This is a genomic window from Tenacibaculum sp. Ill (genome assembly GCF_051938915.1).
GTDB classification, from domain to species: domain Bacteria; phylum Bacteroidota; class Bacteroidia; order Flavobacteriales; family Flavobacteriaceae; genus Polaribacter; species Polaribacter larymnensis.
Genome location: NZ_JBPSCW010000002.1, coordinates 1,087,184 through 1,109,906, shown reverse-complemented (window position 1 = coordinate 1,109,906; position 22,723 = coordinate 1,087,184). Strand labels below are relative to the sequence as shown.

21 protein-coding genes are annotated in these 22,723 nt (G+C 32.1%); 20 read left to right on the top strand and 1 reads right to left on the bottom strand.

Translation table 11 applies throughout. The features are described from left to right. The first annotated feature begins 24 nt into the window (after window positions 1–24). From ACTPNM_RS05280 to ACTPNM_RS05195, 18 genes are all read left to right on the top strand, one after another. Window positions 25–1,806, top strand: a complete 1,782-nt coding sequence (locus tag ACTPNM_RS05280; RefSeq protein ID WP_440120902.1) for a hypothetical protein — start codon at window positions 25–27, stop codon at window positions 1,804–1,806. A 50-nt stretch (window positions 1,807–1,856) separates the two neighbouring features. Beyond that, on the top strand, window positions 1,857–3,296 hold the full coding sequence (locus tag ACTPNM_RS05275; protein ID WP_440120901.1) for a M20/M25/M40 family metallo-hydrolase: 1,440 nt from the start codon (window positions 1,857–1,859) through the stop codon (window positions 3,294–3,296). 3 nt (window positions 3,297–3,299) lie between these two features. Beyond that, window positions 3,300–3,659: a DoxX family protein gene (locus ACTPNM_RS05270; RefSeq protein WP_440120900.1), complete on the top strand. Its 360-nt coding sequence runs from the start codon at window positions 3,300–3,302 to the stop codon at window positions 3,657–3,659. A gap of 386 nt (window positions 3,660–4,045) precedes the next feature. Then, window positions 4,046–4,792, top strand: coding sequence for an outer membrane beta-barrel protein (locus tag ACTPNM_RS05265; RefSeq protein ID WP_415269204.1), 747 nt, complete (start codon window positions 4,046–4,048; stop codon window positions 4,790–4,792). A 13-nt stretch (window positions 4,793–4,805) separates the two neighbouring features. Next, a complete protein-coding gene (locus tag ACTPNM_RS05260; protein WP_440120899.1) occupies window positions 4,806–6,566 on the top strand; it encodes a S41 family peptidase in 1,761 nt (586 codons plus the stop codon). Window positions 6,567–6,672: 106 nt separating this feature from the next. Then, window positions 6,673–8,286 (top strand): amidohydrolase, encoded by a 1,614-nt coding sequence (locus ACTPNM_RS05255; protein WP_440120898.1) that lies wholly within the window; start codon window positions 6,673–6,675, stop codon window positions 8,284–8,286. A 51-nt stretch (window positions 8,287–8,337) separates the two neighbouring features. Beyond that, window positions 8,338–8,673 (top strand): DUF3703 domain-containing protein, encoded by a 336-nt coding sequence (locus ACTPNM_RS05250; RefSeq protein WP_440120897.1) that lies wholly within the window; start codon window positions 8,338–8,340, stop codon window positions 8,671–8,673. A 261-nt stretch (window positions 8,674–8,934) separates the two neighbouring features. After that, window positions 8,935–9,474, top strand: coding sequence for a sigma-70 family RNA polymerase sigma factor (locus tag ACTPNM_RS05245; protein ID WP_440120896.1), 540 nt, complete (start codon window positions 8,935–8,937; stop codon window positions 9,472–9,474). Between the two features lie 39 nt (window positions 9,475–9,513). Continuing rightward, complete coding sequence (locus ACTPNM_RS05240; RefSeq protein ID WP_440120895.1) at window positions 9,514–9,891, top strand: potassium channel family protein; 378 nt, start codon at window positions 9,514–9,516, stop codon at window positions 9,889–9,891. Window positions 9,892–9,932: 41 nt separating this feature from the next. Then, the gene (locus ACTPNM_RS05235) at window positions 9,933–10,622 is read left to right on the top strand and encodes an NUDIX domain-containing protein (RefSeq protein WP_415269209.1); all 690 of its coding nucleotides are present in this window, start codon (window positions 9,933–9,935) and stop codon (window positions 10,620–10,622) included. Between the two features lie 64 nt (window positions 10,623–10,686). After that, a complete protein-coding gene (gene prs / locus ACTPNM_RS05230) occupies window positions 10,687–11,523 on the top strand; it encodes a ribose-phosphate diphosphokinase (protein WP_440120894.1) in 837 nt (278 codons plus the stop codon). Window positions 11,524–11,539: 16 nt separating this feature from the next. Further along, a complete protein-coding gene (locus ACTPNM_RS05225) occupies window positions 11,540–12,508 on the top strand; it encodes an ADP-ribosylglycohydrolase family protein (protein WP_440120893.1) in 969 nt (322 codons plus the stop codon). Next, window positions 12,498–13,004 carry an O-acetyl-ADP-ribose deacetylase gene (locus ACTPNM_RS05220; protein WP_440120892.1) on the top strand — a complete coding sequence of 169 codons (507 nt, stop codon included), beginning with the start codon at window positions 12,498–12,500 and terminating at the stop codon, window positions 13,002–13,004. The genes ACTPNM_RS05225 and ACTPNM_RS05220 overlap by 11 nt, the downstream gene beginning before the upstream one ends. A gap of 81 nt (window positions 13,005–13,085) precedes the next feature. Beyond that, window positions 13,086–13,811, top strand: a complete 726-nt coding sequence (locus tag ACTPNM_RS05215) for a metallophosphoesterase (RefSeq protein WP_440120891.1) — start codon at window positions 13,086–13,088, stop codon at window positions 13,809–13,811. Window positions 13,812–13,846: 35 nt separating this feature from the next. Next, entirely contained in the window at window positions 13,847–14,401 is a 555-nt protein-coding gene (locus tag ACTPNM_RS05210; RefSeq protein WP_273694862.1) for an NADAR family protein, read from the top strand. A 42-nt stretch (window positions 14,402–14,443) separates the two neighbouring features. Then, window positions 14,444–15,454: an ADP-ribosylglycohydrolase family protein gene (locus tag ACTPNM_RS05205; RefSeq protein WP_440120890.1), complete on the top strand. Its 1,011-nt coding sequence runs from the start codon at window positions 14,444–14,446 to the stop codon at window positions 15,452–15,454. Between the two features lie 68 nt (window positions 15,455–15,522). Further along, window positions 15,523–16,995, top strand: a complete 1,473-nt coding sequence (locus ACTPNM_RS05200) for a nicotinate phosphoribosyltransferase (RefSeq protein ID WP_440120889.1) — start codon at window positions 15,523–15,525, stop codon at window positions 16,993–16,995. 140 nt (window positions 16,996–17,135) lie between these two features. Beyond that, on the top strand, window positions 17,136–17,390 hold the full coding sequence (locus tag ACTPNM_RS05195; RefSeq protein ID WP_440120888.1) for a hypothetical protein: 255 nt from the start codon (window positions 17,136–17,138) through the stop codon (window positions 17,388–17,390). 31 nt (window positions 17,391–17,421) lie between these two features. Here the strand turns inward: ACTPNM_RS05195 and ACTPNM_RS05190 are convergent, their stop codons facing one another. Then, on the bottom strand, window positions 17,422–19,374 hold the full coding sequence (locus tag ACTPNM_RS05190; protein ID WP_440120887.1) for a YgiQ family radical SAM protein: 1,953 nt from the start codon (window positions 19,372–19,374) through the stop codon (window positions 17,422–17,424). A 143-nt stretch (window positions 19,375–19,517) separates the two neighbouring features. Between ACTPNM_RS05190 and ACTPNM_RS05185 the strand changes: the two genes are divergently transcribed. Together ACTPNM_RS05185 and ACTPNM_RS05180 are read left to right on the top strand one after the other, a co-directional pair. Further along, the gene (locus tag ACTPNM_RS05185; RefSeq protein ID WP_440120886.1) at window positions 19,518–20,075 is read left to right on the top strand and encodes a hypothetical protein; all 558 of its coding nucleotides are present in this window, start codon (window positions 19,518–19,520) and stop codon (window positions 20,073–20,075) included. 104 nt (window positions 20,076–20,179) lie between these two features. Continuing rightward, entirely contained in the window at window positions 20,180–22,678 is a 2,499-nt protein-coding gene (locus tag ACTPNM_RS05180; RefSeq protein WP_440120885.1) for a zinc-dependent metalloprotease, read from the top strand. Window positions 22,679–22,723: the final 45 nt, after the last annotated feature.

Genomic DNA, 22,723 nt, shown 5'->3' with positions numbered 1-22,723 from the left:
AACGAAAGTTAAATGACTAGATCGATGAAAAAGCACTTAAGTTTACTTGTTTTATTTGTAGTAGCATATACAAATGCACAAGAAAAAAACGTCACTAATAAAGCTAAAGACACTATTATAAAAACAGAAGTTGTAAATGTTGTAACTTCATATGTTCCAAAGATAACTGATGCCTTTAAAATAAAACAAAAACCAGTAATTGAACACACAAAAGAAACTCAGAAAAAAGCTTTAGAATACCAAATATTTTCAGTTCCTGTTGCTTCTACTTTTATTCCTAAAAGTGGAACAATGAAAAAAGTAGATTTAGGAAAAAGAGAAAAGCTATACCCTAACTACGTATCGGTTGGGTTTGGAAACGTACTTTCACCTTTTTTAGAAGCCTATGTAAGACGTAGCGAAAGCTACAATAGCGAATTGGGGGCTCATTTAAAATTCTTATTATCATCTGATCCCGTAGCAAACACTGAATTAAGTAGTACTTTTTATAATATTGACTTAAACTTAAACTACACTCAACAAGAACGTTATTTTCAATGGTCTGCAGGTTTAGATGCTGAAAAAGATAAATATAACTGGTACGGTTTACCTACAAACATTACATTTACCGAAGCTACTTTAAGTGCTATTGAAGAAGCCCAAAGTTACAATCATATAAAAATATTTGGTCAAATAAAGCCCGATGATTCTTTTTTAGATGAAGCTAATGGATCAATCGCTTTTTTCTCTGACTCATTTGAAACTGCTGAATTTTTAGTTGATGGTAATGCACAATTTCGTTTTCCTTTAGATAATTTTCATCGCCAATTAAACGATTTGTATGTAAACACAACGGTTAACTACTTAGGAGGCTCTTATGCCTATGCTTATGATGCAATTACTCCTATAGATTATAACTTCATTACACTTGGAGTGCATCCAACTTACAAATTCAATGTACAAGATTTAGCTATTCAATTAGGAGCAAAAAGTTACTTTTCAATGGATACAGAAAATAGCGAAAACAACTTTTTCATCTATCCTGATGTAGAGATTTCATATCCTATCGTTAAAGAACTAGCAAATTTATTTGTTGGAGCATCTGGTGATTTAACCACAAACATGTATCAATCTTTTACAGATGACAACCCATACTTGTCTCCTACTCTTGACATGAGACAAACTAATAAAAAGTTTGATGCTTTTGGAGGGATTAGAGGTAAACTAAACCATCAATTTAGTTATAATGCAAAGGTAAGTTATGCTGATATTGAAAATAATCCATTTTTTGTTTTGAATCAATCAAAATCAGAGGGTGATAACATTGCTGGAACTAACGGATTTACATTCTATGGATATGAATACGGGAACTCTTTTAAAGTTGTCTATGACAATATTAAACTGATGACCTTCTTTGGTGAAGTTGCCTTTGATGGTATTAAAAACCTTACTATTGGAGCTAATGCTCAGTTCAATAAATTTACCTTAACCAATGAAACAGAAGCTTGGAATACTCCTGAAATAAAAGGTGAAATCTTCGGAACTTATAAAACCAACAAATGGTTTGCAGGCGCTAACTTATACTTTGTTGGAAGCCGTAAAGGAAGAGCCTATGATGTTTTACCTGCCGATACTTTTACTTCTACAGATTTGAAAAGTTATTTTGATGTGAATTTTAATGGTGGATATCATTTTGACGATTCGTTCTCAGTTTTCTTAAACTTAAATAATGTTCTAAACAACAGCTACCAACGATTCAATAACTTTAATGTACAAGGATTTCAGGCAATGGGAGGTTTAACCTGGAAGTTTGATACGTTATTCTAAGAATTAAAATATAAAACTTACATTTAGGGTGTTAAAAACTAATACCCTAAATGAAAAAACTAACCTTTTTATTATTTACAAGTATTGCTTTTGTTACTTGTAAAACAGAACAAAAACAGGCGACAACTACTTCGAAAAACTATACTGAAGTAAACTACCAACAAGATTCTACACAAATAAAAAAACTATTTAGCACAGCACTTACCGAAGGTAAATCATACGAATGGTTACGCGATTTAACACAAAACATTGGAAGTCGTTTATCAGGATCAGAAGGAGCAGCTAAGTCTGTTATCTGGGGAGAAAAGCTAATGAAAGAAGTTGGTTTAGACTCTGTTTGGTTACAACCTGTAATGGTACCACATTGGGTTCGTGGAGAAAAAGAAGTAGCCAACTACAAATTTAAAGGAGAGGAAATTAATGTTCCTATCTGTGCTTTAGGAGGCTCTATTGCAACCCCAAATGAAGGAGTTACTGCAGAGATTATTGAAGTAAAAAACATAGAGGAAGCTAAAAAACTAGGAGATAAAGCCAATGGAAAAATTGTGTTTTTTAATGGTGCTTTTGACAATACACTCATCAATACCTTCCAAGCTTATGGTGGTTGTGTAGGACAGCGTTATGGAGGAGCCGCTATAGTTGGTAAATTTGGAGCTAAAGGAGTTATCGTACGATCTATGACTAACGGAATCGATGATTATCCGCACACAGGTTCTATGGGCTATGGGGATATTCCTGAAGAAGAATATATTCCTGCTGCTGCAATTAGTTCTCGTGCTGCAGAAAATTTAAGCAAGCATTTAAAAGAAGACCCAACCTTACAATTTTACTTTAAACAAAGTTGTAAAAACTTACCTGATGCCCCTTCACATAATGTCGTAGGAGAAATTAAAGGAAGTGAATATCCTAATAAAATTATGGTAATTGGTGGACATTTAGATTCTTGGGACTTAGGTGACGGTGCTCATGATGACGGAACAGGGATTGTACAATCTTTAGAAGTAGCATATCTATTAAAAAAGAACAATATTCAACCAAAAAACACAATCCGTATTGTATTTTTCATGAATGAAGAAAATGGTTTACGTGGTGCAACTGAATATGCTCGTTTAGCTAAGGAAAATAACGAATTACATATTGGAGCTTTAGAATCTGATGCAGGCGGGCACACCCCTAGAGGTTTTTCTATCGATGCCAATGAAAGAAACTTACAACTTGTACAAAGTTGGAAAAAATTATTAGCTCCTTACGGTTTACACGATATTACTGCTGGAGGCGGAGGTGCAGACATCGGGCCTTTAAAAGACGACCATGTTACCTTGGTAGGCTATCGTCCAGACTCACAACGCTATTTCGACTATCATCATGCTGCTACTGATACATTTGACAAAGTAAATAAACGTGAATTAGAATTAGGTAGTGCATCTATGGCTAGCATTGTGTATTTAATGGATAAATACTTATACAACAAAGAGACATTAAAACCTTAATTCATGCCCCCCCTAATAATTACATTAAGGATTATATTCGGAATATTTTTTGCTTTTGCAGGAATTATGCACTTTATAAAGCCTAAAATTTTCAATCGATTTATACCTAATTTCCTTCCCAAATTAGTTGTAAATTATATAGCTGGCTTATTAGAGCTAGCTATTGGTATTGGATTATTAATTAATCAAACTACAAAACAGGCAGCTCTAGCAATGTTTATACTAATGTTGATTTTTTTACCAATACACATTTGGGATGTTTTCAGAGATAAACCTGCAATTGGATCTAAAAAAATAGCCATTATTAGAGTACCTCTTCAATTTTTATTATTGTACATCGCATATTTAATTTATACACATTAATACTCCTTAATTAAGGAGATTATAATTTTCCAAAAGCGAAATCATACTAAAAGCTACATTTAAAACTTAGTTTTAAATGTAGCTTTTCATTTTACCCCCCATATCAACCTCTATAATCTTAAAAAAAATAAAAATATTTTAAAAAATCAATCATAAAAACACACAATAACCTACAATACTACAAACCAAACCAGTAGCAAATATTATTTTCTCATTTTTTACATAAAAAAAACAAAAAATTCACCTCTTTTTAACATTAATTAAAATAAAACATTAGGGTTTTTAAACATTCACCTGTTTTAGTACCGCAATTTTATTCTAGAAAAAATTACGCTATATCCATATTAGGATACCTTTTATTATTTATTAATTTTAACATAACACGCATGAAAAATAAAAAAACTCATGGGAGAAAATCTTCTTTTACCCCTAAAGTAGTCTTACTTCTTTTTGTTGCCTTATTAATCAACTCTTCTCTATCAGCCCAAAATAAATTTAGAGTAAGCTTTTCAGGGGGATTAAACAATAATGATATTACTTATAGTGCAAGTAACAGAGTAGATACCGAGTATGTAGATGAGGATGGAAACTACTTTAAAGCTGGATTCAACTTTAAAGTATATAAACACATTAGTATACAAACAGGATTAACCTACCTTAATAAAAACTATAGGTTTCAAAGAACAGGAACTCGTGAAGGTGTTTCTACTCTTCATAAGTCGAGATATTTCAACATTCCGGTAATGGTAGGAATACAACCACTACATCAAGCTTTAAAAGACACCAAATTTAACTTTGAAGTTTTTGCAGGAACTTATGTAGGTTGGTGGAACTCTCTTAAAAGAGAAAGTACAGTTGAAGTTTTTGGAGAACTTGACCTTGATGGTTTCCCTAAAAAAACAGTAACTGAAACTTACGATTTTGATAAAAATGAAAATCACTTTAACAGAGTAGACTATGGCTTACAAGCTGAAACCAGATTAGGCTATAACTTTTACAAAAACTTAAGTCTTTTTGTTGAGTACTCTTTTATGTATGGTTTGTCTGACAACCAAAAAGAACAATTAAGAAAAACTTCTAACTACTATTATACCACCTCTAATTATGGTATAGGAATATCTTACAACTTTTAAAAACTAAATTATTATGAAAAAACTTAAATACATATTACAAATATTTATAGTAGTTCTATCATTACAAACTCTTCAATCTTGTAGAGAAGATGCTTTAGAAGTAGCTGAGTTAGACAGAACTGATGTAGCTAGTTATTCTGATCTTTTCAATGCTTTTTGGGATACAATGAATAACGACTATAACTACTTTAATGAACAAGAAGAAAGTTGGGACAACGTATACAAAAAATACAGTCCAAAATTTAAAAAGTTAACAACTTTCAATAGAGCTGATGTTAGCCCTATTGAAGCTGAAAAAGAAGCCAACTTAGCCTTTAAATATTTTGCTGAAATTATTACAGGAAAAGTTTTAGATCAACATTTTGGTTTAAGTGTTACAATTCCTTTACCAAGTGTTAAACTACCAGGTAGAAGCGCTTCTGTATCAGCTGGTTTTTCTAGTAACATGAAATATAAATACACTGAAGAAGACGGTTTTGTTAGCTTTGGAAGAAATCAAAGAAATCCAAAAGTTAACAAAGGCGAAGTAAGCTTCGTTATGGCTAATGACAAGCTAGATCCTACTACTATTGTTCAAGAAGGTCCTATTTTAGCTGGTTTCTTAAAAAGTGATCCTGAAACAATGTATATTCAGTTAACCGGTTTTGAGGTTTACCCAACTGCCATAATAGAAGGAGCATTCCCTTTATTAGAAGACATTAGCGATATTGACGGTATAAATCAATCGTATTTTGATGACTTGAAAAAATTAGATAACGAAGCTGGTACTGAGTTTGAAGCTTTAATGAAAGAGAATTTAAACTCTTATAAAACGCTAATAAGTACAATAATTAACTCTAACGAGTACAAAACTTACATTGGAGCTATTGATAATTTTAAAAACACTGAGTTAATTGATGATTTTGAAAATAGTTTAACTCCTTTAGCTAATTTTACTCAAGTTGCTAAAAACGAATTTTCAATTAAACATTCAACTGTACTACCTACATTAGGTGCTTATTATAATGCTCCAACTACAACTGAAGCACAAAAAGAAGCTGTTAGTATACTTTATGGAATTTATGACAAACGTATAGCTACTTATCAAAAAGTTTCTAGTTTTGCTAGTACTGTTTCTTTTTTCGGTTTTACTTTCACCGATGAATTTGATGTACTGTTAAATTCTATCACCTCTAATTACAACTTTGATCTTTATAGAAAATTATACAACCCTATAACAAATGGTAAAGCAAAAAAAATAATTTTAGATTTACGTGGTAACGGTGGTGGATATGTAATTGATGCCCGTATTTTCACTGAAAGATTTATAACTCAACAAAAAGTTTGGGGATATCAAAGAACTAAAGAAGGAAATGGCCGTTTTAATTACGGTCCATGGACGCCAGTAGAAACAAAACCTCACAAATTTGCCCTTGAACAAAATGTTCCTACGGCAGTTTTAATTGATGAAAACTCTTTTAGTATGTCAGAAATCAGTACTATGATGATCAAATCTCAAGGAGATCATGTAACAATCGTTGGAGATAATAGTGGTGGTGGTACTGCTGGTTTAGGAGGCCAAGATTCTTTTAACGGAGGTAATAGATTAAGTAATGGCTATTTAGAGTTTTACATGCCTTTAATGGCATTTAAAAATAGCGAAGGAAAAATTGTTGAAGCTATTGGTGTTGCTCCAGATGTTAAGACTATCCCTACACAAGAACAAGTAGATGAATTAACAACAACTTATATTGATCCTGCTTTTGACGCTGCTTTAGAAGCCGTTAGTAAATAGGAACTTTTTTCTGTTATGTATTAAAAGGAAAACTAGTTTTAGTTTTCCTTTTTTTGTTTAAGTTTAAATACATTTGAATATCCATACTTAATAAAGTAATATTACCATGAAAAAAACACTGCTCCCTCTACTTGCTTTCAGTTTATTATTCTCTTGCAAACCGCAAGAAAAAGTAGATACTATTGTTATTAATGCTCAAGCTTATACCGTAAACTCTAATTTTGATACAACAGAAAGTTTTGCTGTAAAAAACGGGAAATTTGTGGCTCTAGGAACCAACAAAGAAATACAAGAAAAATACACCGCAACGAATCTTATCGATGCAAAAAACAAACCTGTCTACCCTGGATTTATCGATGCACACTGTCATTTTTACGGGTTAGGATTACAACAACAAAAAGCCGATTTAGTTGGAACAGAAAGTTATGACGAAGTACTTCAACGTTTAGTTGATTTTCAAAAAGAAAAGAACACTACTTACATAACTGGGCGTGGTTGGGATCAAAACGATTGGGAAGTAAAAGAATTCCCTACCAAAGAAAAACTAGACAGCATATTTCCTAATATACCTGTAGCTATTCGTAGAATTGATGGCCACGCAATGTTAGTAAACCAAGCTGCAATTAATTTAGCAGGAATTACTACTGAATCAAAAATTGATGGTGGTGAATTTATAAAAAAAGATGGAAAATTAACTGGAGTGCTTATTGATAATGCAATGAACTTTATCAATAATCCGAAACCATCGAAAAGAGAGCAGATTCAAGCGTTAAAAGATGCTGAAAAAATCTGTTTTGATTTAGGATTAACCACAGTTGACGATGCAGGGTTAAACAAAGAGGTTATTGAACTAATTGATAGTTTACAACAATCTGGCGATTTAAAAATGCGTGTATATGCAATGATCTCTAACAATCAAAAAAATCTTGATTATTATCTTAATAAAGGAATCATTAAAACAGATCGATTAAATGTTCGTTCTGTAAAAGTATATGCTGATGGCGCATTAGGTTCACGAGGAGCTGCTCTTAAAGACGAATATTCCGATAAAAAAGGACATTTTGGTGCTTTGGTTAATTCGTACGAAAACTTACAAAAAGTAGCTAAAAGAATTGCCGCTTCTGAATACCAAATGAACACACACGCTATTGGCGACTCTGCAAATTATATAATGCTAAAAACTTATAATGAAGTATTGAAAAACAAAAATGATAGACGTTGGCGTATTGAGCACGCTCAAATAGTAGATACAAAAGACTTTAATCTATTTAAAAATGTGCTTCCATCTATTCAACCAACGCATGCTACTTCAGATATGTATTGGGCAGAAGACCGTGTAGGATCAGATAGAATTAAAGGAACTTATGCTTATAATGACTTATTAAAAGAATACGGAAAAGTTGCCTTAGGAACTGACTTTCCTATTGAACACGTAAGTCCATTATATACATTTTATGCAGCAACCATCAGAAAAGATTTAAAAGGATATCCTGAAAAAGGTTATCAAATGGAAAACTCTTTATCTAGAGAAAATGCTTTAAAAGGAATGACCATTTGGAACGCTTATGCAAACTTTGAAGAAAAAGAAAAAGGAAGTATCGAAGTTGGTAAGGTAGCTGATTTTATCATCTTAGATAAAGATATCATGACGATTGACGGAAAAGAAATTCCAAATACAAAGGTTTTAGCAACCTATATAAACGGAGAAAAAGTAAATTAAAAATGCATCTTTTTCTATTCGTTGTAGTCTGATTTATAAAATCAATAAATTATGACACAACTAGAACGAAAACAACAATTTTACAAACAATTAACTTTAGCTAAAAAGGCACTTAAAAGTAAACACTTTCAGGTGTCTTTTTATCATTTAGAGAATGCTCATATTTTAGGACAAAAACATGTTTACAGGCACACTTTATCTCATTACTGGATGTTAGTCTACGGAATAAAAACATATAGTCTTAAAGAAATTGTTGGTCAATTTTTCAGAATTATAGCTTCAATTTTATTTACTTTAATTTGGGTACCTACAGGAAATACAGGTGGCTCTAACATATCTGCAATTAAACCTATTCCTGTTAGAAAAGAACTTCAAAAATATTTTTGACAATAAATGCATCTTTTTACACTTTTTTTTGTCTGTTATATGAAAACAAAAAACAGATAATATCATGAAAAATAAAAATCAATGTACTTGTACTTGCGAAGGATGTAAAACAGGTGACTGCTCAAATTGCACATGTGAAAACTGCACATGTAACAACTGTAACTGTTAATTAAATCAACTTTTAAAATTCTTGTCACTCTGAATACAATGAAAACAAAATATTCTTTTTATTCAGCGTGGCATTTTTCGTAAATTTATAGGATGACAACGCAACAAGTTTGGAAAAAATACGCAGATGATGTAAAGCACTTTATTTTAAGTAAAGTGAAAGACATTACTGTGACTGATGATTTGCTACAAGAAACATTTATTAAAGTTCATACGAAACTTCATACCCTAAAGGATATTACTAAATTAAAACCGTGGATTTTTACAATTGCTCGTAATACTATGATGGATTACTTCAAAAGCACTAATCAAACAGTTGAATTGAAAAATTCCGAAGCACAAACAGACACAAAAGAACACGAACATACAGAAAAAGATTGTCTTCGTGCAATCATACAAGATTTGCCAAAAAAATATAGAGATCCGCTGTTTTTATCAGACATAAAAGGCTTAAAACAACAAGAAGTCGCTAATACTTTAAAACAAAATTTACCTACTACAAAATCTCAAATTCAACGTGCTCGAAAACTAATTGCTCAAGGTTTTATGGATTGCTGTGGATTTTCACTTAACGAAGAAGGAAAATTAGTAGGTGAAATTCAAGACAAAGAAGATTGTAAAGTTTGTAAGTAAGTTATATATTCAACTTTTCTTCTAACTTATTTTTTAATTATGATTTCGTTCTTTATCAACTTTTATCGCTTTTGTAAACTTGTTTTTATAGGTATCAAAAAAGATACTGAATTTAGATATTTATTCTTTTTCCTTTCAATTCTATTAACGAGTTCTACCATATTTTATAACAAAATTGAACATTGGGAAGTTGTAGACTCCTTATACTTTTCTGTAATGACGATGGCAACCGTAGGTTATGGAGATTTTGTCCCTACTCATAATATTAGCAAAATATTTACTATTATTTACACTTTTCTGTCTATTGGAACTTTTGTTGCCTTTACCGCTAAAATTGTACAGTTTACATTGCAAAAAGACAATCAAAAAACACCTTTACGTAAGCTAACTTCAAAGTTTAAAAATAAGAATCAGTAGTTTTTTAAAACTTTTGTAAATTTGTGTAAATTCAACACTAAATGAAGATATCACAAAATATAAAAGTTGCTGTAGATGCTGTTGTTTTTGGCTATCAACAAAAAGAGCTCTCCGTCTTATTAATAAAAAGAGGAATTGAACCTTTTAAAGGAGCTTGGGCATTACCTGGTGGATTAGTTTTAGAAAACGAATCACTAGAACATGCTGTTGAAAGAGAACTATTAGAAGAAACTGGAGTAACTATTGATTATCTTGAACAGCTGTATACTTTTGGAACTCCAAAAAGAGACCCAAGAAATAGAGTTATTTCTGTTACTTATTTTGGATTAGTGAGCCCCAATCATTTTAAAATCAGTGCAAATACAGACGCTGCTGAAGTGCAATGGTTCCCTATTCATGAACTACCCAAATTAGCGTTTGACCACAACCTTATTTTAACCACGGCTTTACAAAGACTTCAAAACAAAATAAACTACCAACCTATTGGGTTTGAATTACTAAAAAAAGAATTCCCTTTTTCTGACTTAGAAAACCTTTATCAAACTATTCTTGACCAAAAAATTGACCGCCGTAATTTTAGAAAGAAAATTATGAGTTTCGGAATACTTACTGAAACAGACAAAATACACCAGCCCTCCAGTGGTAGACCTGCGAAACTTTTTAAGTTTAATGCTAAAAAATACAAAGAACTAGAAAAGAAAGGATTCCACTTCGAAATTAAGTTTGCGTAAAAAAAACACTAAAACATTTTTTATTTTAAAAAACTGAATTATATTTGTGTAAAAATTACGCAATATGATTTTAAACTTAGATAAAAACTTTACTCCTTACAGAACAGAAAACAATATAGACTATAATTTCTTTACTTTTTCAGGAGGAGAACCGCATATTAAAATCATTTCTAAACTTGAAAATGTAGTAGAAGTAACGATTACACATCGCATTCAATCTTTTAATGACATGGGTATGTTATTATTAGCTACCAATGCGCTCAAAAATATGGGAATAAAAAAACTACATGTTGTACTTCCTTATTTTCCTGCTGCACGTCAAGACAGATTAATGGTATCAGGTGAACCTTTATCGGTAAAAGTATATGCAGATATTATAAATGCACAAAACTTTGAGTCGGTAACTGTTTTAGACCCACATTCTGAAGTAACTCCTGCCCTATTGAATAACTGTAAAGTTATCGATAACCACAAGTTCATAGAGCATATTACAGAACAATTATCAGACAACTTACTTCTAATTTCACCAGACGGAGGCGCTTTAAAAAAGATTTATAAAGTTGCTGCTTATCTTCAAAATTATGAAGTAGTAGAGTGTTCAAAAAGCCGAAATGTAAAGACTGGTCAACTAACAGGCTTCAAAGTATATGCTGATGACCTACAAGGAAAAGATTGTTTAATTGTGGATGATATTTGTGATGGAGGGGGTACTTTTTTAGGGCTAGCTAAAGAACTAAAAGCTAAGAATGCAGGAAACTTATACTTAGCGATAAGTCACGGAATATTTAGTAAAGGGTTTGATGAACTTGAAAAACACTTCACCAAAATTTTTACAACAGATAGTTTTAAAACTATAGAAATCGATAATTGTATACAGATTGAACTGGGAAAATTGCTATAAAAACCAAAAAATTGCTATGAAAAAAAACATTATAAAATCAACATTTATTGGATTGGCAGTGGCTGATGCCCTAGGGGTACCAGTAGAATTTAAAAATAGACAGGAGTTAAAGCAAAACCCTGTAACAACTATGAGAGAGTTTGGAACACATCATCAACCAAAAGGAACATGGTCTGATGATAGTTCTCTTACTTTTTGTTTAGCTGAGAGTTTATGTCAAGGGTACGATTTAGTGAATATTTCATATAAATTTATCCAATGGATGAATGCTGAGATATGGACTCCACACGGTAATGTTTTTGATATTGGAATCCAAACACGAAAAGCGATTGAACAACTTTCAAAAATCATAAATAAAAAAGACTATAAAGAACTAGAAATTTTAAAATATTCTGATGATGAATATACAAATGGTAATGGTTCATTAATGAGAATTATTCCTTTACTTTTTTACATACAGGGAAAAAAAATAAATGACCAATTTAATATCATTTGGCATGTATCATCACTAACACATCCCCACATAAGGTCAGCAATAGCTTGTTTAATTTATTTAAAATTAGCTGAATATATTTTAAATGGATTTTCAATTATAGATTCTTATAAAAAAATGCAAAATGAAGTTAATTTCTTTTTAACAGAAAGAAATATTTCTTCTTACGAGCAAAATCATTTTTCAAGAATTTTAAAGCAAAATATATCAAATTTAAAAGAAAATGACATTAATTCTAGTGGTTACGTTATTCATACATTAGAAGCTTCGCTTTGGTCTTTACTCAACACTTCTAATTATAGCGAAGCAGTTTTAAAAGCTGTAAATTTAGGTGATGATACTGATACAACAGCTACTGTAGTTGGAGCTATTGCTGGTATGTACTATGGAATAGATAATATACCTCAAGAGTGGATAGATTCGTTGGTAAGAAAAGATGATATTATTCTCCTAAGTCAACAATTTGCTAAAAAATACAACTATGACAATTAAGATTATAAAAGGAGATATTACAAAAGTAAGAGTTGACGTTATAGTTAATGCTGCTAATTCAAGTTTATTAGGAGGAAGTGGTGTCGATGGAGCTATACACAGAGCAGGCGGTTCTTCTATTTTAGAAGAATGCCAACAAATTAGGAACAAACAAGGTAAATGTAAAACTGGGGAAGCTGTAATTACAACTGCTGGAAATCTTCCTGCTAAAAAAGTTATTCATACTGTTGGCCCTGTGTACCAAGAAGGAAAAAACAACGAGAAAGAATTATTAGCCAACTGTTATAAAAACAGTCTGTTGCTTGCTAAAGAAAACAATTTGTATTCCATCGCTTTTCCTTGCATTAGTACAGGGATTTATCGCTTTCCTGAACAAGTAGCAGCTGAAGTAGCTCTTTCAACAATAAAAAGTACTCCAATATTAGATGAAATAATTTTTGTGTGTTTTGATAATGAAAACTACACGATATATAAAAACTTATTAAGCTATGAATGAGAAAAACACAAAAAGAAATGGAGTTTGGTTAACCAACCTTGTCCCGGCTGAATTTATTGATTTTGAAGATTTAAAATAGATATGAAAACATTTGTCATAGGCGATATTCATGGGGGATTAAAAGCTATTCCTCAAGTTTTAGAAAAAGCAAAAGTTACTCCAAAAGATACACTGATTTTTCTTGGTGACTATGTAGACGGCTGGAGTGAGTCTGCACAAGTCATTGATTTTTTAATAGAGTTAAACAAAAAGCATAAATGTATTTTCATTAAAGGAAATCATGATTTATGGTGTGAAGATTGGTTAAAAACTGGTGAAGATGAAACCATTTGGTTAGTACATGGTGGAAAAGAAACCAAAAAGAGTTACGAATCTTATTCAGAAGAACAAAAACATGAACATCTGGCATTTTTTCAACAAATGAAACCTTACCATATCGATAGTAAAAATCGTTTGTTTATACATGCTGGATTCACTTCTATGCATGGAGTTGAAAAAGAGACTTTCAAATTGAATTATCATTTTGATAGAACCTTATGGGAAACTGCTTTAGCTACTGATAAAAACTTATCTGAAAAATCTGAACTATATCCTGAGAGGTTCACACACTATTCAGAAATATACATTGGTCACACACCAACTATACGCTATAATTCATCAACACCTATAAACGCTTTAAACTTATGGAATATTGATACAGGAGCTGCCTTTACAGGAACTCTAACAATTATGGATATCGACAGCAAAGAGTTTTGGCAAAGTGACCAAGTAAAAACTTTGTATTCAAATGAAAAAGGAAGGAATTAAGACTTCTTCATAAACTCATCTTATATAATAATATTATGAAATATAATAACAAAACAATAATAACACGTTACAACAACAACGAATCTTTAAAATTCCTCTTCTTTTGGGGACATCAACCCAACAAAGATGGAAGCGTCGGTAAAAGCTGTTTCAGCCAGTGGTGGAAATCTTCTTTTGAAATCAATGGTATTACCTACCCTACTGCTGAACATTATATGATGGCAGGTAAAGCAAAAGTGTTTAATGATGAAGAAACATTACAAGAAATCCTTTCTGTTAATACACCTCATCAAGTAAAAAAACTAGGACGGAAGGTTAAAAACTTTTCTCCTGAAGTATGGGATCAACACAAATTCGAAATTGTCGTAAAAGCCAACTACGCTAAATTCTCTCAAAATAAAGACTTAAAAGAGTTTTTATTAAATACAAAAGATAGAATTATTGTAGAAGCTAGTCCTGTAGACTCTATATGGGGAATTGGTATGGCTGCTGACAATCCTGATGTTTCAAACCCTAACTTATGGAAAGGACACAATTTGTTAGGTTATGCCTTAATGGAAGTTAGAGATTTATTAAACAAAAATTCATAAGCATTTGACTACAAAAGTTTGGATATAATTAAACATAAGATTGTGAATTTATACAATGTTTTACTGGGTATAGCTATAGGAGACGCTTTCGGCGCTGGTTTAGAATTTCAAGATAGAAATTGGATTCAAAAAAATGTAGATTTTACCAAGTTCATCAACGTACGCCATTTAATTAAGGTCTCAACTGATAAGTTAAGTGCTTTTACAGAAAATTATTACGATTGGCAATACACAGATGATACAGAAATGACAATTGGACTCATAAAAGCTCTCTATTCAAAAAAAGAGTTTAATGAAAATTTATTAATAGAGAAATGGGAAGATGAATACAACAAAGGGAAACATGAAAAAGGCCACGGCAGAAATGGTCATGGATCTATGAGATGGTTTTTCTCTGGAGAAATGACAATTGAAGAAATTAAAAACTTTCAAAAAAATAGGCCAAATCCTGGAAATGCTCCTGCTATGAGATCAGTTCCATTAGGCTTTATCCCTTCAAATCTCATTAATAAATATGCAGAAATTAATGCTAATGCAACACACCCTAATATAAATGCCATACTTAGTAGTCAATGCATTGCAAGAGCTACTGAGTACTTACTTGTAAAAAAAGGAAATAAAGAAAACCTCATTAAATACTGTATAGAAAAAGTAAATCTAAATAGTGAATATAAAAGTTACCTTACCTCTGTTGACAAGATAAAATCAAATGAGATATTAACTAAGAGTAATTACGAAACATTGTGCGGACATCAACCCATAAGAAAACCATATTTTTTGGATGGGATTAACGGTATGCCATCAGATTCAAAATACACCACAGGTTGTGTTCTATATATCTTAAAAAATAGTACAAGTGCTTTTGACGCTCTTAAGAAATCTGTTTTACTTGGAGGTGATGTTGACTCTGTAGCATCTATAACAACTGGAATTAACTCAGGATTGTATGGAGTTGAAAGCCTTCCTAGTTTTATGATAGAAAATGTTGAGGGCAAAAAATATATAAAAGAAATATCTAATCTTTTTAGTCAATATTTAAAAAATCTAAACTAAAATTTTAAAAAATTAATTGTCAGTTTATTTTAATTTGCGTAAATTTGACACAAATAAAATAACAAACTATGAATCCATTATTATATACAGACGGTTATAAAGTAGACCACAGAAGACAATACCCTAACAATACCACGTTAGTATATTCAAACTGGACCCCAAGAAAAAGTAGAATTCAAGGAGTTGAGAAGGTTGTTTTTTTTGGGCTGCAATACTTCATCAAAAAATATATAATTGAAGAATTCCAAACCAACTTCTTTAACAAACCAAAAGAAGAAATTTGCAAACAATACAGTAGAAGAATTAATAACTATTTAGGTGAAAACTCAGTAGGTATTGAACATATTGCAGCATTACACGATTTAGGATACATTCCTATGACTTTTAAAGCATTACCAGAGGGTGTAGAAGTTCCTATCAGAGTACCAATGTTTACCATGTATAATACATTGCCAGAGTTCTTTTGGCTAACCAACTATTTTGAAACTTTATTATCAACCACTGTTTGGTTACCATGTAATTCTGCAACCATTGCAAAACAGTACAGAAAAATATTAGACAAATACGCACAAGAAACCTCATCTGTTCCTGAAATGGTAGATTGGCAAGGACACGACTTTTCTATGAGAGGAATGGCTGGTTTAGAAGCTGCTGAAATGAGTGCTGCTGGTCACCTATTAAGTTTTACTGGAACAGATACTATACCAGCCGTAGACTTTTTAGAAAAATATTACAATGCAGATTCTAACAACGAATTAATTGGAGGTTCTGTTGCGGCAACTGAACACTCTGTAATGTGTATGGGAACTAACAGCGGTGAAGAAGAAACTTTTAAAAGATTAATTACTGAAGTATATCCAAACGGTATTGTTTCAATAGTTTCTGATACTTGGGATTTATGGAAGGTTCTTACCGAATATTTACCGAATCTAAAAGAAGAAGTATTGGCTAGAGATGGGAAAGTAGTAATTAGACCAGATAGCGGGGATCCAGTGGATATTATTTGTGGAAATCCTAACGGTAAAACTGAAGAAGAACAAAAAGGAGTTATACAACTACTTTGGGAAGTTTTTGGAGGAACAACCAATACAAAAGGATACAAAGAACTAGACAGTCATATCGGAGCTATTTATGGCGATAGTATTACCCTTGAAAGAGCAACACAAATTTGTGAACGCTTAAAACAAAAAGGATTTGCTTCTACTAATGTAGTACTAGGAATTGGTTCTTTCACTTATCAATACAACACCAGAGATACTTTTGGATTTGCCATGAAAGCTACCTACGGAGAAGTAGATAGAGAGGGAAGAGAAATTTTTAAAGATCCAATTACCGATGACGGAACTAAAAAATCTGCCAAAGGGTTATTAAAAATAACTTTAGAAGATGGAGAATACAAACTCAACGATCAGGTAAGCTGGGATGAAGAACAAAAAGGCGAGTTACGAGAAGTTTTTAAAGACGGAAAATTGTTAGTTGATGAAAAACTAAGTGAAATAAGACTTCGTACAAAAAACAGTGTGTTAGAGCTTACAGAATAGTATTAAAAAGCAGGAGTTAAACTCCTGCTTTTTTTATTAGAACACCTACTAAAAACACTAAATATCAACACATTAAAAACCATTCAATTTGCTTAACTCTTGATTTTTTCATATCTTAAATGCAACTAAAAAAGAAACTTATGACAGATCAAGAACAGAAAAGATTAGATACAATGAATGCGGTTTTAGTTAAAATGGAAGACATTAAAAACACGCAAAAAAGTTTAATTGAAAAAATTGGTATGGTTGAGGTTCAACTATTCGATATTCAGTCAAAAGATCTAGACAAGGAACTCGAAAATGTAATGGTAAGAGCTTCTGACACCTTAAAAATTATAAAACAAGCTACCGAAGCTTTTGAAATGAAACGAAATCGTTTGGAAAACGAAGCATAAAAAAAATCCGCCTAACAGCGGATTTTTTATTTTATCGTCTCTTCTTTTTAAAACCTTTATTCTTTCTTCTAGAAGGTTTTAATGGCTTATAGGTTACAGTATCATCAAAGGTGTTTTTTGCTTTTCCTGCTTTATTTTTTCGCCAAGAAGTGTCTTCTGGAAGTAATTTTTTCAATAAATCAGTACGACCAACTTTGTTCAATGTATCTTTAATCCACTTTTTGTTTTCCTTTTTATACCAAAAGAAAAATTTATGTTGATCTTCCTTCTCCTTTTTAGTTTTCGGAGTTTTTACTTCTTTTAAAGTATACGGATGGTATCCACTATAATAAATTACCGTAGCAACCGTCATCGGTGTTGGTGTAAACCCTTGTACTTGCTCTAATTGGAAGCCCATATCTTTGGTCTCAGCAGCTAAATTTGCCATATCTTCCGCCTCACAAGCAGGATGACTAGATATAAAGTAAGGTATTAACTGAAGTTTTAATTTCTTTTTAATATTAATACGATCGAACCTATCTTTAAATAAGTGAAAATACTTAAACGAAGGCTTACGCATTAACTTTAATACTGGATCAGATGTATGCTCAGGAGCAACTTTAAGTCTACCTGAAACGTGTTTGGTCATCACCTCTTCAGTATATGCATCTAACTCCTTTGGGTCTGCATTTTTATTGAATTCAGGCACTAACATATCGTGTCGAATACCACTTCCAATAAATGATTTTTTCACCTTAGGATGTGCATCAACAGCTTGATATAACTCAGTTAATGGTTTATGTGAAGTATCTAAATTACTACAAATTACTGGTGAAATACACGACGGAGCAACACACTTGTCACAAATCGATTGTACTTTACCTTTCATTTTGTACATATTCGCCGATGGTCCTCCAATATCAGATAAGTACCCTTTAAAGTCATCCATTTGGGCAACTTGATCTACTTCCTTTAAAACAGATTCTTGACTCCTACTTGCAATAAACTTTCCTTGGTGCGCTGAAATGGTACAAAAACTACATCCTCCAAAACATCCACGGTGAATATTAATAGAAAACTTAATCATTTCAAACGCAGGTATCGGTCCACGTTTATTATACTTTGGATGTGGTAATCGTGTAAAAGGCAAGTCGAATGAAGCATCAATTTCTTCCTCTGTCATTGTTGGAAACGGCGGATTAATCATCAGTTTTTTATTTCCTACCTTTTGAAAAATACGACGTGCATATAATTTGTTCGACTCCTGCTCTATCACTTTAAAGTTAGAAGCATAAGCTTTCTTATCTTTCAAACAAACTTCATGCGAACTAATTTCTACATCGTCCCAGTTCTTATTTTTTGGAGTTTTTTCTTCTTCTTCTAATAAAACAGCTGTCTGTTTAATAGTTTTTAAACTCGAAAATGGCACACCTTTTTGCAACAACTCCACAATTTCTCTTAGTGGCTGCTCACCCATTCCGTATACCAACATATCGGCTTTAGAAGTTTCTAAAATCGTTGGTAATAATTTATCAGACCAGTAATCGTAATGCGTAACACGACGTAGCGAAGCTTCTATTCCTCCAATTAACACAGGAACATCTGGAAACTTTTCTTTTAGGATTTTAGAATATACTGAAGTTGCATAATCAGGTCTAAACCCTTTATCTCCATTAGGAGTGTAGGCATCTTTATCACGACGACGTTTACTAGCCGTGTAATTACTTACCATCGGATCCATACAACCACCTGTTACTGCAAAGAATAACCTTGGAGTTCCTAACTTCTCAAAATCTTGCAAATTGTCATGTACACTTGGTTGCGGAACAATTGCCACACGCAAGCCATAACTCTCTAAAATACGCCCAATTACTGCAGGACCAAATGATGGATGATCTACGTATGCATCTCCACTAAATAGGATTACATCTAATTCATCCCATCCTCTTAACTTCACCTCCTTTTTTGTAGTCGGTAACCAATCTGAAAGTCGTCTTATTCTCATGCCGCTGCAAAGGTACGGGGTTTTATTTACACTACAATACAGTAAAAAACTGAAAACTACATTATAAACACAACTAACAAGAAAAATAAACTCATAATTTTTAACTAGATTTATTCCCTAATTAATTTAAATAAAAACCCAAAATGAAAAAAAACATTACTTTTCTATTACTATTATTTTTATCACTTCAAGCCTTTTCTCAAATACAAACTGAAAAAATTATCCCTCCTGCTAAAGGAAAGTCTGTAATTTACTTTCTAAGAACGACTGGTTTAGGAGCTTTAATGAACATTAGGTATTTTGATAAAGAAGAATATCTAGGAAGATTTAATGGTGTTAACTATTTACGTTATGAATGTGATCCAGGAGAAAAAGTATTTTGGATTAAAGCTGAAAACATTGATGTGTTAGAAGCTAATTTAGAAGCTGACAAAGTTTATTTAGTTGAAACTAATGCTGTAATGGGGGCTTTTTCTGCAGGTGCGAAATTTAAACTGGTTGATTTCAACAAAAAGAATCAAGTTAAAAGAATTAATAAACTTTTAGAAAAAAAAGAGCCTAAAACTTTTACTCAAGAAACTTTACAAGAACAACTACAGAAAATGAAAGATGTTGTAAACAAGGGTTTAAAAAAAGTAAGAAAAAAAATAGAGCGTAAAAAAACGACTAAGTTATCACCTAATATGAATTATGAAGTATAAACTACTCACACCATTTAGTTTAACTTCCCTTTAACAATTAATTAAGATAATACCGAAAGTAGTTTTACTAATTTCCGCCCTTATTTATTCAATTAATTTTTACAATGACTAAAAAAATACTTTCAACTATTTTAGTGGTATTTCTTGCTTTAGGAGTTTCTTTGAATGCAGAAGCACAACGAAAGAAGAAAAAAAACACGAAAAAAGAGACTACCACTAAAAAAGACAAACCTAAAAAGGGCGGTATACAACCTTACGAAAAAGTTGTTACCAAAAAACACAAAACAGACGAAGGTTTGTTTAAAGTTCACTCAAAAGACTCTAAATATTTATTTGAAATTCCAGATTCTCTTCTAAACCGAGAAATGCTAATGGTTACCAGAATAGCCAAAACAGCTAGCGGAATTGGTTTTGGAGGTGGAAAACAAAATACACAAGTGTTACGTTGGGTAAAAAACAAGAAACAAATTTTACTAAAAGTAGTTTCTCACAATGTTGTAGCAGACACTATTTTACCAGTACACGAAGCCGTTGTAAACTCTAATTTTGAACCTATCTTATATGCCTTTCCAATCAAAGCATTTAGCAAAGACTCAACAGCTACTGTAATTGATGCTAGTCCACTTTTTGAAGGTGATGTAAAAGCAATTGCTTTCCCTCAAAGAAGTAGAAAACGCTATAAGATTTCTAAAATGGATAAAAGCAGGTCTTATATAGATAGAATTAGTAGTTATCCTCAAAACATAGAAGTTAGAAACGTTAAAACATACGTTGCGGGAAATCCGCCTTCAAATTCAAGTGTAGGTTCTGTAACTATGGAGTTAAGTAACTCTATGATTTTACTTCCTAAAACCCCTATGAAAAGACGTTATTTTGATGAGCGTGTTGGATGGTTTACTAGTTCTCAAACAGATTATGGTTTAGATGCTCAGAAAAGTAAATCAGTTACCTACTTAGACAGATGGCGTTTAGAAGTAAAAGATGAAGATCTTGAAAAGTTTAAAAGAGGTGAATTAGTAGAACCTAAGAAACAAATTGTATACTACATTGATAGAGCTACACCAAAAAAGTGGCGTAAATATATTAAACAAGGTATTGAAGATTGGCAAGTTGCTTTTGAGGCTGCTGGATTTAAAAATGCTATTATAGCTAAAGATGCACCTACTAAAGAAGAAAACCCAGATTGGAGTCCTGAAGATGTACGTTATTCTGTAGTTCGCTACTTAGCATCTCCAATTCCAAATGCAAATGGACCTCACGTTAGTGATCCACGTTCTGGAGAGATTTTAGAATCAGACATTAACTGGTACCACAATGTAATGACCTTATTACACAACTGGTATTTTGTACAAACAGCAGCTATTAATCCAGAAGCAAGAACAAATAAGTTTAAAGATGAAATTATGGGATGTCTTATTCGTTTCGTTTCTTCTCACGAAGTTGGACATACACTAGGACTCCCTCATAACATGGGAAGCTCAGTTGCTTATCCTGTAGATTCTTTACGTTCAGCTGAATTCACTAAGAAAAATGGAACTGCTCCTTCAATTATGGATTATGCTCGTTTTAACTACGTAGCACAACCAGAAGACAAAGGTGTGGCATTAATGCCTAATATTGGTCCTTACGACAAGTATGCTATCAATTGGGGTTACAGACCAATCTTATATAAATCTGCTAAGGAAGAAAAATCTGTATTAAATAAGTGGATTAAAGACAAAGCTGGAAATCCTGTTTACAGATTCGGACACCAACAAGTTCGTAACATTATTGATCCTAGTTCACAAACAGAAGACTTAGGAGATGACGCTATGAAAGCGAGTGCTTATGGTATTAAAAACCTACAACGTATTTTACCTCGTTTAGAAGAGTGGACTACCGAAGATGGTGAAACCTACGAAGAACTTAAAACTATGTACGGACAAGTAGTTGGACAGTTTAACAGATACATGGGACACGTAAGTTCTAATATTGGTGGTGTATATGAATACTTTAAAACTGCCGATCAAGATGGTGCTGTATACATTCACGTTCCAAAAGAACACCAAAAAAGAGCGTTACAATTTGTAAATGATGAGTTATTTAAAACTCCAAATTGGTTAATTGACGAAAACATTATTAGTAAAACACAACACTCAGGTGTTATTGAGCGTATTAGAGGTTTACAAGTACGAACGTTAAATAGAGTTTTAAAAACTGGAAGATTAACACGTATGATTGAAAACGAAACGCTGAATGGTAATAAAGCATACACGCTTCTTCAGATGATGGGAGATTTACGCAAAGGTATTTGGAGTGAAGTATATGCTAACAAAACTATAGATCCGTATCGTAGAAACCTACAACGTGCACATTTAGACAGATTAGACTTTTTATTAAATAAAGCGAAAGATCAAAAAGCTGCTAAAAGCGACAGAGGTTACTTTAAGCAAACAGCCGTTACTATTAATCAATCAGATATTAAACCTGTAGTAAGAGGAGAATTAAAACGTTTACAAAGAGACATTAAAAGAAGTATTCCTTCTGCTCGTAATACGATAACTCGTTACCATTTACAAGATGCGGTAGATAGAATAGACACTATTCTAAATCCAAATAAATAATTTTTCTTAAATAACAGCAATCTAATAGGTTGCTGTTATTTTTTT